Source organism: Salinicoccus sp. CNSTN-B1 (genome assembly GCF_054792835.1).
On the sequence record NZ_JBTWMN010000004.1, the window covers coordinates 1,703,544 to 1,722,184 of the forward strand.

Sequence of the window (18,641 nt, forward strand, 5' to 3'; positions counted from 1 at the left end):
TATTTGTGATTATCTCCTAATGTACCATAACCAGGAGAAAAATTCATCATCAAATGACGGCTTGCGACAAACATGGCACTTTTCATGTTAAAATGTTCATTAGTCTAAAACAGGAGGATGAAACCATGGCATTCGACGGTAATTTTGTCCACGCCCTACTGGGGGAATTGAATAGTCTCCGCAGTGGGAAAATAAATAAGATACAGCAGATGGATGACACAAGCATGATATTCAAAGTCAGGGCACAAGGTGCAAACCATAACCTTCTGATAAGCGCGCACCCCATGTATGCACGCTTCCATCTGACAGACCATAAATATGAATTCCCATTCGATCCACCGATGTTTCTGCGCGTCGCCAGAAAACATCTTGAAGGCGGCATCATTGAAACCATCAGACAAGTCGGGAACGACCGCCGGGTTGAAGTGCACATCCAATCTCGGAATGAACTTGGCGACCCGATCAGGCGCATACTCATCCTGGAAATCATGGGACGGCATTCGAATATCATCATAACGGATGCCGACTACATCATCCAGGACGGCATCAAACATCTCACGCCAAACAACAACAGTAGGACCATCATGCCAGGCTTCCCGTATACAGAGCCGCCCACTGAGCCGAAGCTCAATCCAAGGACGGCAGATATAGAGTCACTTACAGCACGCATCGACTTCAACAGGGGGAAGATAGGTCGGCAGATTCTCCATAATGTAGAAGGATTCAGCCCACTCTTCGTCAAGGAAGTCGAATACCTCGCCGGTTACTTCACGACTGACACCATCGTGCCGGCAATAAAAGAGGCCATGCATCAGGCAGAAGAGATAAAACCAGTGCTCTATACGGCCGGGGACTCTGAAATATTCTATTTCACGCCACTCAGCCACCTCGGTGCACCGGATGCAACATATGATTCGCTCTCAAAATTGATGGACGACTATTACCATGACAGGTACAGGAAGTCACTCATCAGGCAGAAGGCGCAGGATTATGTCCATCTGATCGAACGTGAATATGACCGTACGGAACGCAAAATAGAAAAACTCAAGGCGGACCTCGCTGAAGCGGAGAAAATGGATGAATACCAAAAGTACGGGGAACTGCTCACTGCATATATGCACCAGGTCAAACCATACGATGAAAGCATCAAAGTCATCGATTATTATACCGATGAGCCCCTGACCATCCCCCTCGATAAAAATCGTACGGCGAGTGAAAACGCCCAACACTACTATAAGATGTACAATAAGCTGAAGACGCGCGAAAGCAGCGCCGCCGACCAGCTTAACCGCTCATACGAGGACATTAAATACCTCGCTTCACTGCTGCATCAGATGGAAAGCATCAGCACTGAAGAAGAAGTTGAAGAGATAAGGGAAGAACTGGGTGAACAGGGCATCATCAAGAACAACCGCAGACAACCGAAGAAGAAAAAGCATAAAATTCAGCTCCATCCTTACCGGACGACAAATGGCCTTGATGTACTCGTCGGTAAAAACAATAAGCAGAACGACTATCTGACGAGCAAAAAAGCACAGAACAACCATCTGTGGTTCCACACGAAAGACATCCCAGGTTCCCACGTCGTCATTCTGCACACTGAGGGCGAAATAGAAGAGCAGGACATCCTGGATGCTGCGATGATAGCAGCCTACCACTCCAAGGCGCGGGACTCGGAGTCGGTGCCTGTTGATTTCACCAAAGTCCGGCATGTGCATAAAGTCAGCGGCGCAAAACCTGGCTTTGTGACCTATACCGATCAGCAGACCGTAAACGTTACCCCAGACCGCGGAAAAGTGATGAAAATGGCCCAGCCAGAAGCATGACAAAAAAGCCACTTCCAAAATGTTTTGGAAGTGGCTTTTTTAATAGAGGCTCATATAGCGTTCAGCAGATTTTGCCCAACTGTAATCCGATTGCATCATGTTGTTGAACAGGGCACCCATGTGCGCCTTGTCATGGTAGATGAAGCGGCTATACCTCATGGTATCGAGCAATTCGTGGGCGTTATATTTTTCAAATGAAAAACCGTTCCCTTCATAATTAAATTCGTTATATGGCACTACCGTATCCTTCAATCCACCCGTTTCCCTGACGATCGGAACCGTCAGATACCTGATGGCAATCAGTTGGCCCAAACCGCACGGTTCAAACAGACTCGGCATGATGAAGAAATCACTGGACGCATATATTTTCCTGGCATAGGCTTCACTGAACCCAATCGTCGCATGTACCTTCCCGGGGAAATTATGAACAAGTGATTTGAAATAATTTTCGTATTGTTCATCTCCCGAGCCGAGTACGACAAGTTGGACATCCTCCATCAGGAATTCATGCATGATGTGTGTGAGGAGATCCAGCCCTTTTTGTGAAACAAGACGAGTCACTATGCCATACATGGGTATTGCCTCATTGACTTCCAACCCGAGGGCACTCTGCAGCGCCGTCTTATTTTTCAGTTTGGTCTTGCATGATGAACGGTATCTATAGTCAAGCGCATCATCCTTTAGGGGATTATACTCTGTCATATCCAGACCGTTGATGATGCCATGCAGATCATGTCTCCTGTATTCGAGCACAGTTTCCAGGCCTTCTCCGAAAAACGGCGTCAAAATCTCTTCGGCATATGTTTCGGACACGGTCGTAATGACATCCGCATGATGGATGGCGGCTTTCATCATGTTGACCATGCCCTGCCACTCGAATCCCGCGAAATGCTCCATGCCAAAATTGAACATATCCCCAAAAGCCGAGTGATCCATCCATCCTTGATACTGGATATTATGGATTGTATAGACAATCTTCATGCCGGGTTGTGGCCGTTTGATGCTGCCGATTGCAACAGCAGCCCCGGTCTGCCAATCATGGCAATGGAGCACGTCATAATTTTCATCTGTACGATACATGAATTCAATGATGGCATTCGAAAAGTATACGAAGCGCTCCCCATCATCGATATAGCCGTAGAGGCCATCACGGTTGAAGTAGTACTCATTATCTACAAAATAGTAGGTGACCTTTCTATCGGTATATTTCAGGATGCGGGTATACTGGTTGCGCCACCCTACCGGCGTATTGTAGATCATCACTTCCTCCATCTCCCGGCGGTAATCGGAATCGATGATTGCCTTATATAAGGGGAGGATGACCGACACCTCGGCCCCTTCCTTGACAAGTGCCTGCGGCAGGCTGCCGATAACATCGGCCAACCCACCTGACTTGATGAACGGTGTGCATTCACTTGCAGCAAAAAGTACATGTTTCATGCTGTCACTTCTTCCCATTTCAAATTAGATCTCTGTACGCTTGGCCAGGACATAAGGCTTTTCTTCAGAACCCATCAGCTGGCGCCCTTCTGTAATCCTGACGTCTTTATCCAATATCACATTCTCCAGATGCACGTCGGGTTCGATTGTGCAGTTTGCAAAAATGATCGAGTTCTTAATGACCGCCCCTTTGCCGATCTTGACATTGCGGCCGATTATCGAGCGTTCCACATTGCCTTCAACCGTGACGCCATTTGCCACGATCGATTTTTTGACGTTGCTGGTCTTCTTATAGAGCGTCGGTGGACTGGTACTCACTTTCGTCTTCACTTTGTTCTTGCCGAAGAAGAATTTGCGGTAGCGGTCTTTTTCCAGCAACGCCATGCTGTTGTTGAAATATGTTTCAACCGAATGGAAATAATGTGTCTTTGCCGTTATATCGAAAAAACCTGTATTATACTCTTCAAGCTTCTCCCTTATGCCATTATGGAAGAAACTCGGCTTATAGTTGTTTATGCAGAATGTGACGATATTCATCAGGACGGATTTTTTAATGATGTACACGCCTGTATAAAGGTGTGGATTTTCCTGATCGTGTGTAAATCCAGTGACCTGATCCCTTTCTGTAATGAGGCGCAGGATCGGGCCTTCTGGAGGGGTTTCTACTTTTTCTGCAACAAACGTCACGTCCCTGTCATTTTTGATGTGCTCTTCCACCGCTTCAGAATAATCGGTATTCGATATGAACTGGGACCCTGAGATGAGCACGTGGTTCCCTTTAAAACGGCTGAACAGGTCGGAATGGTTGTGGAAGTGCTTCAGATCTCCTTGTGACACGTCGGTCGGATCGTTCCAGTCAGGGGCAAGATGAATATTCTGGATTGTCTGCCCTCAATGCCGAAATCTTCTTTGCGGTTCAGATGATCGAGTAATGACCTGAATTTGTTGCCGGCAAATACTCCGATGACATTGATACCTGAATTATTCATGCTGGTGATTGCGAAATCAATCAGTCTGTAGCGCCCCATGAATGGCACCGATCCGCCGCTCCTGAAATAAGTCAATTCATCTAAGTAATCCTGTTCAGGCTGGAGATTGATCAGCCCCAATACTTCGTTATCCATTATGATTGCCCCCCTTTGGCAGATAGTCGTTTAAAGTATCATGACTGATGACGATAGGCTCTTCGTCCTCGGCGAGTATTTCAGCACCATCCGGTACCTCAACTCCCGAAGTGACGATCACCCGCTCAAGTCGGACACCTTCGCCGATTACGGCATCAGGTAGTATGATGGAGTCTTTGATGCTGGTGCCTTCCCCGTCTCCACACCGATGAAGAGTATCGAATTATCGATCTTCCCTTCAATGAAAGAACCTGGAGAAATGAGCGAATTTGTTATCTCCGAGGTTTCTCCAATGTACTCCGGCGGACGATTTTCTTCGTTAGGATAAGTGGGCCATTCCTTAGACATCAGCAAGGTCTGGAAATCGTCTTTCAGCAGGTCCATATTTGCTTCCCAGTAACTTTTGATCGTGCCTACATCCTTCCAGTAGCCTTCAAAATTGTAGGCGAACAGCCGCTTCTCATCTGACAGCATCATCGGGATGATGTCCTTCCCGAAGTCATGTTCGCTGTCTTCATTCTTTTCATCTTCAAGCAGATACGGTCTGATCGTCTCCCATTTGAAGATGTAGACCCCCATTGAAGCCATGTTGTTCTTCGGCTCCTCGGGCTTCTCATCAAATTCATATATACTCATATCTTCATTCGTGTTCAGAATGCCGAATCGGCTGGCATCTTCCCACGGCACCTCAATTGCCGAGATGGTGGCATCGGCATCATTGGCCTGGTGGAATTCGAGCATTTTGGTGTAATCCATCTGATAGATATGGTCGCCACTCAGGACAATCAGATTATCAGGTTCATATTGATCGATAAAATGCAGATTCTTGACGATGGCATCTGCCGTACCACTGAACCAGGCGCTGCCTTCACGGTTGGAATGCGGCGAGAGGACACTGACCCCTCCATATTGCCTGTCAAGCCCCAAGGCTTACCGATGCCGATGTGCTTGTTGAGCATCAGGGGGAGTATTGTACAAGCACCCCGACTGTCGAAATGCCCGAGTTGGCCAGGTTGCTCATTGTAAAATCGATGATTCTATACTTCCCTCCAAACGGTACAGCTGGCTTGGCGATATCTTTCGTCAGTTCGCCAAGCCGCGTGCCCTTTCCCCTGCCAACAGCATGGCTACAGTATTAGATGTCATATTACTTCCTCCTGTCTGTGTCATCTTCAAGATCAAATACTTGGAAAGCAAGTGGTGCGATGGATACTTTTATATATTGGTCTTCGCGGATATAATGTTCATTCATTGAAAAATGCCTGCCACCATTCATGACATTGGAACCTGAATATTTGTCTTCATCACTATTGAAGATTTCCCGGTAGACGCCAGGCTCAGGCACTGGAATTTTAAAATCATGATATACTTCCGGACGGTAGTTGAATATGCATATTTTAAAAGTCTCCTTGTACCTGCGTACATAGCTGAGGACGGAATGCGCATTATCGTCGACGAGTAGCCATCTGAACCCTTCAGGAACGTAATCCCATTTATGGAACTCAGGATGCGCCCTATAGAACGCATTCAAGTCAGCAATATATTTCTGAAGGGAGTGATGATATGGATATTCGAGAAGGTGCCAGTCGACCTGTCCCTTATCTTTCCATTCATGGAACATCCCTATTTCCTGTCCCATAAACAGTAGCTGTTTCCCCGGTTCTGTAGCCTGATTGCCATATAACAACCGGGTCTGGGCAAATTTCTGCCATTGGTCTCCTGACATCTTATCGACTATTGATTTCTTTCCATGGACCACTTCATCATGCGATAGAGGCAATAGATAATTCTCATTATATTTATATGCCATCGAAAACGTGAGCTTATTATGGATGTTTGCCCGCGCATGGAAGTCCTGTTCCATATAATCAAGGCGGTCATGCATCCAGCCGAGATCCCACTTGAAATTGAAACCGAGTCCGCCAGTGTGGACCGGGTGGGTAATCTTCGCCTCATCGGAAGAATCTTCCGCCATCATAAGGAGCGTTTCATCATACTCGAAGGCAGCTTTATTCAATTTCTTCAGCAACTCCACTCCGGCAATGTTGGTCTCACTGCCATCCTCGTTATAGATTTTATCCTGTGCTTCATGGTTTTCGAAGTTCAGGTCAATCATGCTGTGGACTGCATCGATCCTAAGCCCGTCGATATGGAATTCACGCAACCAATACATCGCCGAAGAGATGAGGAATGATTGTACTTCGGGCCGTCCATAATCGAACGTCAAAGTCCCCCACTGGCGCTTTTCGGCAATTCTCGGATCAGGATGTTCATAGACAGGCATGCCGTCGAACATCCTTAATCCATGCGCGTCTTTACAGAAGTGGGCGGGGACAAAGTCCATGATGACGCCGATTCCCGCTTCATGCAGACGGTTGATTAGCCGCTTCAATCCAGTCGGCTCCCCAAAACGGCTGGTCGGAGAGAAGTAGCCTGTCACCTGGTAACCCCAGGACAAGTCAAAGGGGTGTTCAGTCAAAGGCATGAATTCCACATGTGTGTATCCCATTTTCTCCACATACGGCACCAGTGCTTCAGCAATTTCATCATAGCTGAAGTGGGCAGCATCAGTCAGCTCATCGACGGTGCGATAATTTGGACTGTCCACGGTGTGTCTCATCCAAGTCCCCAGATGGACTTCATAAATGCTGATCGGGGCCTGATATACATTGCTCCTGCCCCTTTTCGCCATCCATTCATCATCTGTGAAGGTAAAATCATCGTGGTGGACGATGCTGGCTGTTGCGGGTCGCCGCTCATGGTAGAATCCATAGGGATCTGATTTCAGATGGGAGGTGCCCTGAAAATAAATCTTATACTTATAGGCGTCGCCCTTTTTCATGTTGGGGGTTTTGAAAATCCACAGACCCTGGTCGCCCAAAGGCTCAAAATCCATGCCTTCACCGCTGTAGTCATTATGCGCGCACGCGAGCTGCACATGCGTAGCATTCGGTGCCCAGGTGATGAACCGCACTCCATCACCCAACACATGAGCCCCCATGAATTGGTAGGCATTGTAGTGGGTGCCCTGGTGAAACAGATATTTATCCATTTCCAACCGCTCTGCACTCAAAATATCTCCCCCTTTACGTTATACTATGTCCATACCCATTTTTATGGTGATGCAACTTATAAATTTGAGATGGTACATTTACAGCAATTTCAGAATATTTATTCAAAGAATAATTATACATGCAACAATCATTTACTACAACCAGATGGAGGATCTTTATGTATGACGCATATCTAGATGCATCAGATCAGATTACCATAGTCAAAAAAAATGCCAGTTCGAAAAATACAGACGCCATTTCTGTCATGCAGAATGGCAAAGCACTTGAAATCCATCCGACCTATATCAGCAATAAGTGCACCACCGTTTCATTGGTACACCCCTTGAACCTCGATCACTTCACTTTTCTGATCATAGGCGGACAGCATACCCCACTCAAGATGGGCCGCTATACCTTTTCTACAGAATTCGACCTGAAGTATGCAACCGATCAGCAGATGGGTGCGATCTATACAAAAGAACAGACCATCTTCAGAGTATTTGCTCCGACAGTCTTCCAGTGCAGATTGCTTCTTGATGGCCAACCTTATAATATGGATAAAATTGGCGGCTACTTTGAAAAAGTCATTTCCCAGGACTGTCATGGCAAACATTATCATTTCGAAGCGAGCCACAATCATGTGACGCATTTCGTCACCGATCCGTATGTCAAGGCAGTGTCAGCCAACGCAAAAGAGGCGATGGTTGTCGATTTCGAACGCATCAACCCCCACTACCGGAAACATCATGTACCAGATATCCCGAATGATTCAGCAATCATCTACGAAACCCATGTAAGGGACATCACCAGTCATCCCAACAGTGGTGTCAGTGAAGCATGGAGAGGTCTTTTCCTCGGAATGACAGAAGATACGGAAACCGGCCACCGCCTGAGCAGCGGACTCAATTATCTGAAGGAGCTGGGGGTCACCCACATAGAATTGATGCCGGTCAATGACTTTTCGACCGTTGATGAATTGAATCGGGATAAAAGTTATAACTGGGGATATGACCCCCATTTCTTTATGGTGCCTGAAGGCAGTTATGCAACGGATCCTTCAGACCCGATCAGCCGCATCGTCGAACTCCAAAATCTTATACTTACATTACATGAGAATGGCATGAAAGTCATTTTGGATGTCGTCTTGAATCATGTATATAAGGTGGAACACTCGAGCTTCGAGAAATTGGTACCCGGCTACTATTTCAGGCATAATGCTGATCTATCCTTGTCGAACGGCACGGGAGTCGGCAATGATTTCGCCTCAGAGAAAATGATGGCCCGCCGCTTCATTCTTGACACGATGGAATTCTGGCTCGATTTCTACCGGGTGGACGGTTATCGGTTTGATCTTATGGGAGCACTCGACATCGAAACGATGCAAGGTATAGAACAGCTCTCAAAAGAACAGGACCGGGAAATATTTCTGCTCGGGGAAGGCTGGGATCTTCCGACAGCCTTGGAGCATCATAAGAAGACACTCCCTGAATTTGCAGATCGCGTTCCGAATGTCCATTTCTTTAACGATCATTTCCGCGATGCGATTAAAGGCAGCAATTTTGAATTGAACGAAAAGGGGTATGTAAATGGTGATGGCCAGGGCGCCCAAGCCATAAGGGAAATGTTTACAGGAAGTTTCAAGGCGTTCAACCCGGGTATGAGCATCAATTATGTGGAAGTTCATGACAACCATACGCTATATGACCGCCTCAAGTATTCCTCGGACAAGCGGCAGTATGTGCTTGAAAGCCAGCATCAGCTTGCAACTGCATTGACCCTGCTATCCTTCGGTACACCATTTCTGCATGCCGGACAGGAATTCTTCAGAACCAAATATGGTCATGGAAATACGTATAATCTAAGCGACCTGCTGAACCGCATGGACTGGAACCGCAGAGCCAAGTATCAGGATAATATTGAATTCATCAAGTCGGTAATACGTTTCAGACTGGAAGAAGATGTCTTCCGCCTGAAAAATCCTGATGAAATCAAAAAGGCGCTTACGTTCATGACGTTCAACAACTTGCCGCAAGCCTTCGGCGTGCAGATCAGCCATGAGGCGAGCGAGTTTATGATCATCATCAACCCGACGGAAAAATCCGTCGAACTCGGTTATGGCTCGGATGATTCCTATAGGATCATACTCTCCAACCAACGTTGGCATGATAAGGCCGTTTATGCCAATAGTCTCTATATCAAAGGGTATGAAATCGTTATACTGAGGAAGATGGCCGAGGCCGACTAATACACAACAGACCAGGAAGGTGATTGAAGTGGAAAGAACACAATGGGAAAAGAATATTGAGGGAAGTTTCATCACACAGGAGCAGTATGACCGTCTACCGGAAGAAGAGAAGAATGACGCATTTACCGGTACGCTTGCATTCGGGACAGCGGGCATAAGAGGAAAAATCGGCCTCGGACCGAACCGTCTGAACCGATATACAGTCGAGAAAGTGGCGCTCGGCATTGCACATAGCCTTAAAGGTCATGATGGCCCACTCGTCGTCATCGGCTATGATACCCGCCACTTTTCACCCGAGTTCGCCCGGGCCATGACGAGTGTCCTTGTTGCCAACAATATCTCAGTCAAGCTCTCAAAAAAATATATTTCAACGCCGGAGCTCTCGTTCCATGTCAGAGAACACAATGCAGACCTCGGCGTCATGATAACGGCAAGCCATAACCCACCAAGTATAACGGCATCAAAGTATACGGTCCGGATGGCGCCCAGCTGATCGATCGGCCGGCTTCACTACTCAGTGACAAGATCAACGCAATAGAGGATATATTCAACATTGCCGCCACCCCATTTGAAGAAGCGTTGGAAAACGGCGACGCTGGATATATTTCTACTGAAATGGAAGAGCTTTATAAGCAGAAAATCAATGCGTTCATTCCAGAAATTCCAAAATCCGACCTTAAAGTCGTATTCACAAGTCTGCATGGAACGAGTGTACCGATTGTACCCGAGCTGCTCGATACACTTGGATTCAATGGTTATCAACTGGTCGAAGAACAATGTCGCCCCGACGGTGATTTCCCTTCGGTCGAATCTCCAAACCCGGAGAACGAGTCTGCATTTGAAAGGGCGCGGACACTCGGCAGCAAAAATGAAGCCGATCTGCTCATTGCAACAGATCCCGACGCCGACAGAATCGGAGTGCAGGTTCTGCATAATGGGGAGTATGTCCATTTGAACGGCAACCAGCTCGGTATATTGCTTCTCAATCATCGCTTGGATAACCACGATGGACCAAGTCCGGTCGTCATCAAATCGATTGTGACAAGTGACTTGGGCCGTAAGATTGCAGAAGACAAAGGTGCAGAGATGATAGAAGTTCTGACTGGTTTCAAGTATATCGGCGAGCAGATTAAAATGCTTGAGGACAATCCCGAAAAACAGTTCATATTCGGCTACGAAGAAAGCTACGGTTTTCTCCTTGAACCATTCGTGCGTGACAAGGACGCCATACAGATTGTGCCGTACCTAGTCTCTATGGCAAGCGCGCTGAAGAACGAAGGCCGGACGCTTGTGGATGTATTGGAATCAATCTATGAAACATACGGCAGGCGCATGGAAGTCCTTTTCAGTCATACCTTTGAAGGGACGAGCGGCAAGGAGGAAATCAATGAAATCATGAGGCAGTTCCGGACCAACACCCCTAAAAAGCTCGACCGGAGGGAAGTGATCATGTCTGAAGATTTTAAGACTCAGACCCGGACGTATCAGGATGGCCGTACAGAAAAGATTGAACTCCCGCAGGCGGATGTCATCAAAATTCATTTTGCGGATGGCTGGATCGCCCTAAGGCCCTCAGGCACGGAACCGAAGATTAAGCTCTATGCCTCTTTAGATAGTGAACATATCGAACAGGAAGCCAAATTCATAAACGACATGATATTTGGTGTATGATAAAAAAGCTCAAAATGGAACTGGAGTTCCATTTTGAGCTTTTATTTTGATAATGATGTCTTGAAATCCATGATTGTCTTCTGTTGACCATTAGATAGAGTGCCGCGATTGGCACTTACCTTGACCAGTGCATCGAGATTACTCAATGTATATAGGGTAAAGCCCGACTGATTGAACGCTTCTGTAGCTTGAGGCAGTCCGTAGGTGAAGATTCCGATCACCTTAAGCACCTCAGCCCCACCTTCCTTCAAGGCTTCAGCCGCTTCAATGCTTGAACCACCGGTGGAAATCAGATCTTCGATGAGCACCACTTTTTTACCGGAGATATCCGCGCCTTCTATCTGATTCCCCTTGCCATGCTTTTTCTTGCTTCCCCGCACATAACACATCGGCAATTGCAGACGCTCACTGACGAACGCAGCGTGTGGAATTCCAGCGGTGGAGGTTCCGGCAATGACCTCTGCTTCAGGCATATGTTCTCTGATCACTGAGGCGAATGCATCCGCAATCTCGTTTCTTGCCTGTATATCCCCTATTATTTTGCGGTTGTCACAGTATATGGGAGATTCTATGCCACTCGCCCAAGTGAAAGGTGCCTCAGGACTCAGCTCTACGGCGCCTACATCAAGAAGTATTTCTGCAGTGCGTAATTCCATCTATTGTTCCCCGCTTTCAAATTCTTTTTTGATCTTACGGTATTTTTCTGTCGGATCCGGATCCCCGGTGATGGAACGCCCCACCACAATATAGTCGCATCCGGCGTCCTTAGCCCCTTCAGGTGTAATGATACGTACCTGGTCGTCCTGCGTATCCAACTGCAAGCGGATCCCTGGTGTGACGGTTTTAAATTCTTTGCCACAAGCTTCATGGACAAGCTCTGCTTCAAGAGGGGAACACACCACGCCATCAAGACCTGCAGATTGCGCAAGTTTCGCAAAATGAACGACGCTCTCATCGAGGCTCAATCTGGAACCCAGTTCCTCACGGACCACCTCTTCGCTCATCGATGTGAGCTGGGTGACAGCGATGAGCAGCCCGTCAGGGTTGTAGTTCCTGAAGGATTCGGCAGCGCGCTTCATCATCGCTACTCCCCCTGTGCATGCACATTCGTCATCTGGACATCGAGTGCCGCAAGACCTTCCATCGCCTTGCCAACTGTATTCGGGATATCGTGGAGCTTCAGGTCAAGGAAGACATCATGCCCCATGCTGCGCAATTCTTTTATGACTTCCGGTCCATTCTGCAGATAGAGTTCCATGCCTACTTTGACGAACAGCGGTTCATCGAAGTCCTTTAAAAATGCGCGCACATGTTCCATTGTACTGAAATCAAGTGCAATTATCGGTCTGTTCATTAGCCTTCCTCCCTTTTGTAGGCGCGCCCCTTCAAGTCATGGATATGGGCGACACCCATATCTTTCAAGCGTCTTCCAACCCTGCGATGAGGGTTGGACAGATCATGGGATCGGTAAAGTTCATCGTGCCGACTGCCACAGCATCAGCACCTACTGAAATATAGTCGAGTATATCATTCACTGTCGAAATGCCCCCCATCCCGATTATCGGCAAATCAGGCATGTGCTGCCGGACCTGATAGATCATGTTCAGGCTGACCGGCTTGATGGCCGGACCGCTCAATCCGCCAGTGATGTTGGATAGGATCGGCCGGCCTGTCGTGTCGAGCCTCATGCCTACAAGCGTGTTGATCATTGTCAGTCCATCGGCTATATCCCCGACGCTTTTTGCCATTTCGACGATGTTTGTGACGTTCGGTGAAAGTTTTACATAGACAGGGACATCAGAGGCTTCTTTGACTTCAGCGGTCAACCGGCGAGCTGTTTCAGGATCAGTGCCGAACTGGATACCTCCAGCTTTGACGTTCGGGCATGAGATGTTCAATTCCAGCGCATTGACATTATTCGCTTTCGATATTTTATCCGCGACCATCACATAATCATCTATCTCAGTGCCTGCTACATTCGCTATGATGGGCACATCGTACTGCTCCAGAAATTTGAGCTCATGCTGAAGGATATGGTCGACTCCTGGATTCTGGAGTCCAATCGCATTCAGCATGCCGCTTGAGGTTTCTGCCACACGTGGGGTGGGGTTCCCTTTTCTTGCTTCATGTGTTGCAGCCTTGATCATTATTGCGCCAAGTTGCGAAAGATCATAGAGCCGCGAAAATTCCTGTCCGAAACTGAAGCAGCCGGATGCCGGCATCACCGGGTTCTTAAGGTTCAACCCCGGCAAGGAGATATACATTGCCTCTTTGTTCATAACACTATTTCTCCTTTCCTGAAGACCGGGCCCTCAGTGCAGAGCTTGATATAGTCGCCTTGGGGTGTTTCACATACACACGCGTAACATACACCAAAGCCACAGCCCATCCGTTCCTCAAGCGAAATGTAACCATCAATCTCCATCGTCTCGGAAAGTGCTTTCAGCATAACTTTCGGTCCACATGCATAAAAGCGGTCGAAAGGCCCATCAAGTGTTTCGATGACATCTGTAACGAAGCCTTTCATACCGTAAGAACCGTCAGCCGTAGAGACATATGTGTCACCGAGTGCGCTGAACCTATCTTCATAGAAAACATCTTTTTGTGAATTGAATCCCAGTACATGGGTGGTTTTCACGCCACGGGCATTCAACTGCTTGGACAATTCATAAAGGGGCGGCACACCTATGCCCCCGCCTATTATGAGCACATGCCTGTCACGTTCCAGCGGATAACCGTTGCCGAGTGGGGATAATATATCCAACGTCTCCCGGCACGCTTGGCCGCTAATTTTGAAGTCCCTGCGCCATCCGCCCTATATATGATGGTAAAGCGTGAAGCTTCCTGGTCGATGCTGGCGATAGAAATGGGGCGTCTCAGCACATGCTCTGTCGACCCGTCGATGCGCACATGGACGAATTGTCCGGGCGTCTTCATATCTGATGTGAGCGCCCCTTCAAGCTCCATCTCGAATACCCGATCGGCAATCTCGTCATTGGCAATTATGGTCATGAGTGTCTTCATATGATCACCTACATCTTTTCCATATTGAATGTCATGCTTTCAATCACTTCAACCAAGGTACGCGCTGTATCAAGTGATGTCAGGCATGGAATACCGTTCTCGACAGATTCCCTTCTGATCCTGAATCCGTCCCTTTCGACCTGCTTTCCTTTTGTCATTGTATTGATCACAATCTGCACGCTGCCGTTTTGGATATCCTTAAGCAGACTGTTCTCCTTCTCCCGCACCTTATCGACGGTGATGCAGGAAATGCCGCGTGACTCAAGCGCCTTTCCGGTCCCTTCCGTAGCCATTATCCTGAATCCACATTGTGACAGTCTATGGGCAAGGGCCACTGCCTCTTCCTTATCTTTATCCGCCACAGTGAAGAGAACGGTGCCGTGGTCTTTGACTTCCAACCCGCTTGCTGCCAGTGCCTTATACAATGCTTTGTTCAAGCTCATATCCTTGCCCATCACTTCACCGGTCGATTTCATTTCCGGTCCAAGTGTAATGTCGACATTCTTCAGCTTACTGAAGCTGAAGACCGGTGCTTTGACGTGATAACCGTCCTGGAATGGCGCCAATCCCATCGGATGTCCAGTATCCTTCAAGTTCACTCCCAGTATCGCCTTCATGGCAAGGGCGGCCATCGGCACTTCAGTGATCTTGCTCATGAACGGCACCGTCCGGCTGGCGCGCGGGTTCACTTCGAGGACATACACTTCACCGTCGGCGATAACGAACTGGATGTTGATGAGTCCTATTGTCTTCAGTCCAAGCGCCAATTTTACCGTATAGTCCTTAAGCGTATCGATCTCTGCTTCGCTTAGTGTAACAGGTGGATAGACCGCAATAGAATCTCCAGAATGCACTCCGGCCCGTTCGATATGTTCCATGATTCCAGGGATAATGACATTTTCGCCGTCACTGATCGCATCCACTTCTATCTCCTTGCCCGTCAGATAGCGGTCTATCAGAACCGGGTGCTGCGGTGAGGCCTTGACGGCATCACGCATGTAATTCTTCAATTCCCCACTGCTGTGGACGATCTCCATTGCACGGCCTCCCAAGACATAGCTTGGACGGACTAGAACCGGATAGCCGATCAGTTCAGCGTTTTCAAGCGCCTCCTGTTCGTTCGTGGCAGTCTTGCCGAGAGGCTGGGCACATCTATATCGCGCAGCAGTGCCTCGAAGCGTTTCCTGTCTTCGGCGCGGTCCAGATCATCAAGGGATGTGCCGAGGATTTTGACCCCTGCTTCTTCCAAGCCATCAGCCAGATTGATGGCTGTCTGGCCGCCGAACTGGACGACTACGCCTTTTGGCTGCTCCAACTCGATGATGTTCATGACATCCTCATGGGTCAGCGGTTCAAAGTACAGTTTATCGGATATGGAGAAATCCGTAGAGACGGTCTCCGGGTTATTATTGACGATTATGGCTTCATAACCGGCTTCCTGGATTGCCCATACTGCGTGGACGGTGGCGTAGTCGAACTCCACGCCCTGTCCAATCCGGATCGGGCCACTTCCAAGTACGATTATCTTTTCCCTGGTGCTGACCACGGATTCATTTTCAAGTTCGTAAGTACCATAGAAATATGGAGTATTCGATTCGAATTCGGCTGCACACGTATCGACCATCTTATAGACCGGCATAATACCTTCCTGTCTGCGGATGCTGAAGACCTCTTCTTCCTCCATATTCCAGCGGTGCCCAATGACCTTATCGCTGAAGCCATAAGTTTTAGCCCACTTGAGATGGTCGAGCGACCCGGGTTCTCCTTCAGCTCATGTTCTATTTCGATGATGTGTTCAAATTTCCTCAGGAAGAATAAATCTATTTTCGTCCATTCATGAATAGTCTTCTTATCTACGCCCCGCCTTAATGCCTCGCCAATATAGAACAGTCGTTCATCACTCTGCTTCTTTATCATGTCGTTGATGTAGTCCAGTTCGAATTGGTCTCCGTTTGGCAATCCGAGATGATGGACACCGTATTCCAGGGAGCGGATCGCCTTCAGCAGGGACTCTTCATATGTCCGCCCAATGGCCATGACTTCACCGGTAGCCTTCATCTGGGTGCCGAGTTTCCGCTCTCCTTTCTCGAACTTATCGAACGGGAAGCGTGGAATTTTCGACACTACGTAGTCGAGGGTCGGTTCAAACGCGGCGTAGCTTGTACCCGTCACCGGATTGATCATTTCATCAAGCGTCATGCCGATGGCAATTTTCGCTGCGAGTTTGGCGATCGGATATCCGGTTGCCTTAGAAGCAAGGGCAGATGAGCGCGATACCCGTGGGTTCACTTCAATGATGTAGTAGTCGAAGGAATGCGGATCGAGTGCAAGCTGGACGTTGCATCCCCCTTCTATACCCAACTCGCGTATGACGTTGAGCGACACGTCCCGGAGCATCTGATGCTCTTTATCGGTCAATGTCTGGGTCGGCGCGACGACGATGGAATCTCCGGTGTGGATGCCGACGGGATCGATATTTTCCATATTGCAGACGACAATCGCATTGTCGTTCGAGTCACGCATGACTTCATACTCTATTTCTTTGAATCCTGCGATTGATTTTTCCACAAGACATTGTCCGACAGGAGAGTATTTCAATCCGTTTGCGACAATCTCATTCAAGTCCGCATCGTTATGGCAGATGCCTCCGCCTGTCCCGCCCATCGTAAATGCCGGTCGTACGATGAAAGGATATCCCACTCGCTCCTGGAATGTTTTGGCTTCTTCAAGCGTTGTAATGATATCCGAATCCGGTACTGGCACTTCCATCTGATTCATCAGCTGTCTGAAAAGATCCCGGTCTTCTGCCTGCTTGATGGATTCGAGTCTTGTGCCGAGGAGTTCAACCCCATTTTCCTTGAGGATGCCCAGACGATCAAGCTCGACCGCCATATTCAGACCAACCTGTCCGCCGAGTGTCGGCAATAGTGCATCCGGCTGCTCTTTGCGGATGATTCTGGCAATGAAGTCCGGCGTCAGTGGTTCGATATAGACAACATCAGCTATCTCCTTATCCGTCATGATGGTTGCTGGGTTGGAGTTGACGAGAATGACGCGGTACCCCTCTTCCTTCAATGCCAGGCATGCTTGGGTGCCTGCGTAATCGAACTCTGCAGCTTGGCCGATGATGATCGGACCGCTGCCGATGACCAGAATTGTTTTGATATCTTGACGTTTAGGCATGGTTGGCCTCCTTTTTTTTCATCAATTTCACAAATTCTTCGAACAAGTATTCAGAGTCATGGGGGCCTGCGCCCGCTTCCGGGTGGAACTGCACCGAGAATGCCGGGTACTCAGTGTGGCGCAGTCCTTCTATCGTCCTGTCGTTGAGTGCCAGGTGGGTGACTTCTAGGCCTGTACCGACCAGTGAGGCACCATCTATCGAAAAGCCGTGGTTCTGTGAAGTGATTTCAATCTTTCCGGTGGCCAGATTCTTCACCGGATGGTTGCTGCCGCGGTGGCCGAACTTCATCTTATATGTCGAAGCGCCACATGCGATCCCGAGTATCTGATGACCCAGGCAGATCCCAAAAAGTGGGATGCCAAGAAGTGCCTTGACGGTCTTGACCTGGTCAGGTATATCGGCCGGGTCCCCCGGTCCGTTTGAGAGCATTATGCCGTCAGGTCTCATCTGGATGATTTCATCCGCCGTTGTGTCGTGCGGTACGACCGTCACGTCACAGTCGAGTGCATTCAGCTGTCTGACGATATTTTCCTTCTTTCCGTAATCTATCAGCACCACCCGCGGGCCGGTGCCTGTAGAGATATACGGATTTTTGGTGGATGCGCGCTTGACCTGGTCGGTTCTGAAGGAGGAGTGCTGCAGAAGCTCGATCAAGTCTTCATGGTACGTCTCATCCGTAATCACTGCCTTCATGACCCCGCCATCCCTCAGCTTCCTTGTGATGCTGCGCGTGTCGATGCCGCTGATGCCCGGTATATCATGTCGCTTCAGGAATGTATCCAGCGTATCAGTGGTGCGGAAGTTAGATGGGTCTGTACATGCTTCCCTTACAACGACCCCTCTAGCCGTCGCCTTCAGAGATTCGTTGTCTTCTATATTGACGCCCGTGTTACCGATCAGTGGATAGCTGAAGGTGATGATCTGATCGGTATAGGAGAGGTCTGTGATGACTTCCTGGGCGCCTGTCATGGCAGTGTTGAAGACGAGCTCGCCTTCTGCCGCCTTATCGGCGCCGAAGGGATACCCCTCATATACGGCACCGTCTTCCAAAACAAGATATCTTCTCTCTTTAAT

The 18,641-nt window shown here is 48.4% G+C and carries 8 protein-coding genes and 6 pseudogenes; 3 read left to right on the forward strand and 11 right to left on the reverse strand.

Annotation, left to right across the window (positions count from 1 at the left end; genetic code table 11):
• Nucleotides 1-125 precede the first annotated feature (125 nt).
• Nucleotides 126-1,826, forward strand: a complete 1,701-nt coding sequence (locus tag ACYF68_RS10025; RefSeq protein ID WP_461046662.1) for an Rqc2 family fibronectin-binding protein — start codon at nt 126-128, stop codon at nt 1,824-1,826.
• A 39-nt stretch (nt 1,827-1,865) separates the two neighbouring features.
• Here the strand turns inward: ACYF68_RS10025 and glgA are convergent, their stop codons facing one another.
• The 5 genes and pseudogenes from glgA to glgB all read right to left on the reverse strand — a co-directional run bounded on the left by glgA (nt 1,866) and on the right by glgB (nt 7,463).
• Nucleotides 1,866-3,266: a glycogen synthase GlgA gene (glgA, locus tag ACYF68_RS10030; RefSeq protein ID WP_461046663.1), complete on the reverse strand. Its 1,401-nt coding sequence runs from the start codon at nt 3,264-3,266 to the stop codon at nt 1,866-1,868.
• A gap of 24 nt (nt 3,267-3,290) precedes the next feature.
• On the reverse strand, nt 3,291-4,103 hold the full coding sequence (locus ACYF68_RS10035) for a GlgC family sugar phosphate nucleotidyltransferase (protein WP_461046665.1): 813 nt from the start codon (nt 4,101-4,103) through the stop codon (nt 3,291-3,293).
• A complete protein-coding gene (locus ACYF68_RS10040) occupies nt 4,085-4,390 on the reverse strand; it encodes a hypothetical protein (RefSeq protein ID WP_461046667.1) in 306 nt (101 codons plus the stop codon). Before ACYF68_RS10040 ends, ACYF68_RS10035 begins: the two co-directional genes overlap by 19 nt.
• Nucleotides 4,383-5,536: pseudogene (locus ACYF68_RS10045) on the reverse strand (glucose-1-phosphate adenylyltransferase). The gene ACYF68_RS10040 and the pseudogene ACYF68_RS10045 overlap by 8 nt, the downstream one beginning before the upstream one ends.
• A gap of 1 nt (nt 5,537) precedes the next feature.
• A complete protein-coding gene (gene glgB / locus ACYF68_RS10050) occupies nt 5,538-7,463 on the reverse strand; it encodes a 1,4-alpha-glucan branching protein GlgB (protein WP_461046668.1) in 1,926 nt (641 codons plus the stop codon).
• Nucleotides 7,464-7,621: 158 nt separating this feature from the next.
• Between glgB and pulA the strand changes: the two genes are divergently transcribed.
• Nucleotides 7,622-9,688, forward strand: a complete 2,067-nt coding sequence (pulA, locus tag ACYF68_RS10055; RefSeq protein WP_461046670.1) for a type I pullulanase — start codon at nt 7,622-7,624, stop codon at nt 9,686-9,688.
• A gap of 28 nt (nt 9,689-9,716) precedes the next feature.
• Nucleotides 9,717-11,359, forward strand: a pseudogene (locus ACYF68_RS10060) (phospho-sugar mutase).
• A gap of 41 nt (nt 11,360-11,400) precedes the next feature.
• Here ACYF68_RS10060 and pyrE read toward each other — a convergent pair.
• From pyrE to carA, 6 genes and pseudogenes are all read right to left on the reverse strand, one after another.
• Nucleotides 11,401-12,015, reverse strand: a complete 615-nt coding sequence (pyrE, locus tag ACYF68_RS10065) for an orotate phosphoribosyltransferase (RefSeq protein WP_461046672.1) — start codon at nt 12,013-12,015, stop codon at nt 11,401-11,403.
• A pseudogene (gene pyrF, locus ACYF68_RS10070) lies at nt 12,016-12,713 on the reverse strand (orotidine-5'-phosphate decarboxylase). It abuts the gene before it with no gap.
• Nucleotides 12,713-13,638 (reverse strand): annotated as a pseudogene (locus tag ACYF68_RS10075) (dihydroorotate dehydrogenase). The pseudogenes pyrF and ACYF68_RS10075 overlap by 1 nt, the downstream one beginning before the upstream one ends.
• A pseudogene (locus ACYF68_RS10080) lies at nt 13,635-14,383 on the reverse strand (dihydroorotate dehydrogenase electron transfer subunit). Before ACYF68_RS10080 ends, ACYF68_RS10075 begins: the two co-directional pseudogenes overlap by 4 nt.
• A gap of 8 nt (nt 14,384-14,391) precedes the next feature.
• Nucleotides 14,392-17,566, reverse strand: a pseudogene (gene carB, locus ACYF68_RS10085) (carbamoyl-phosphate synthase large subunit).
• Nucleotides 17,559-18,641, reverse strand: a complete 1,083-nt coding sequence (carA, locus tag ACYF68_RS10090; protein ID WP_461047580.1) for a glutamine-hydrolyzing carbamoyl-phosphate synthase small subunit — start codon at nt 18,639-18,641, stop codon at nt 17,559-17,561. Before carA ends, carB begins: the two are co-directional and overlap by 8 nt.

Excerpts from the sequence above, each read along its gene's own strand:
- ACYF68_RS10025 (WP_461046662.1), top strand. The coding sequence starts at position 126 with ATGGCATTCGACGGTAATTTTGTCCACGCCCTACTGGGGGAATTGAAT.
- glgA (WP_461046663.1), bottom strand. The coding sequence starts at position 3,266 with ATGAAACATGTACTTTTTGCTGCAAGTGAATGCACACCGTTCATCAAG.
- ACYF68_RS10040 (WP_461046667.1), bottom strand. The coding sequence starts at position 4,390 with ATGGATAACGAAGTATTGGGGCTGATCAATCTCCAGCCTGAACAGGAT.
- pulA (WP_461046670.1), top strand. The coding sequence starts at position 7,622 with ATGTATGACGCATATCTAGATGCATCAGATCAGATTACCATAGTCAAA.
- pyrE (WP_461046672.1), bottom strand. The coding sequence starts at position 12,015 with ATGGAATTACGCACTGCAGAAATACTTCTTGATGTAGGCGCCGTAGAG.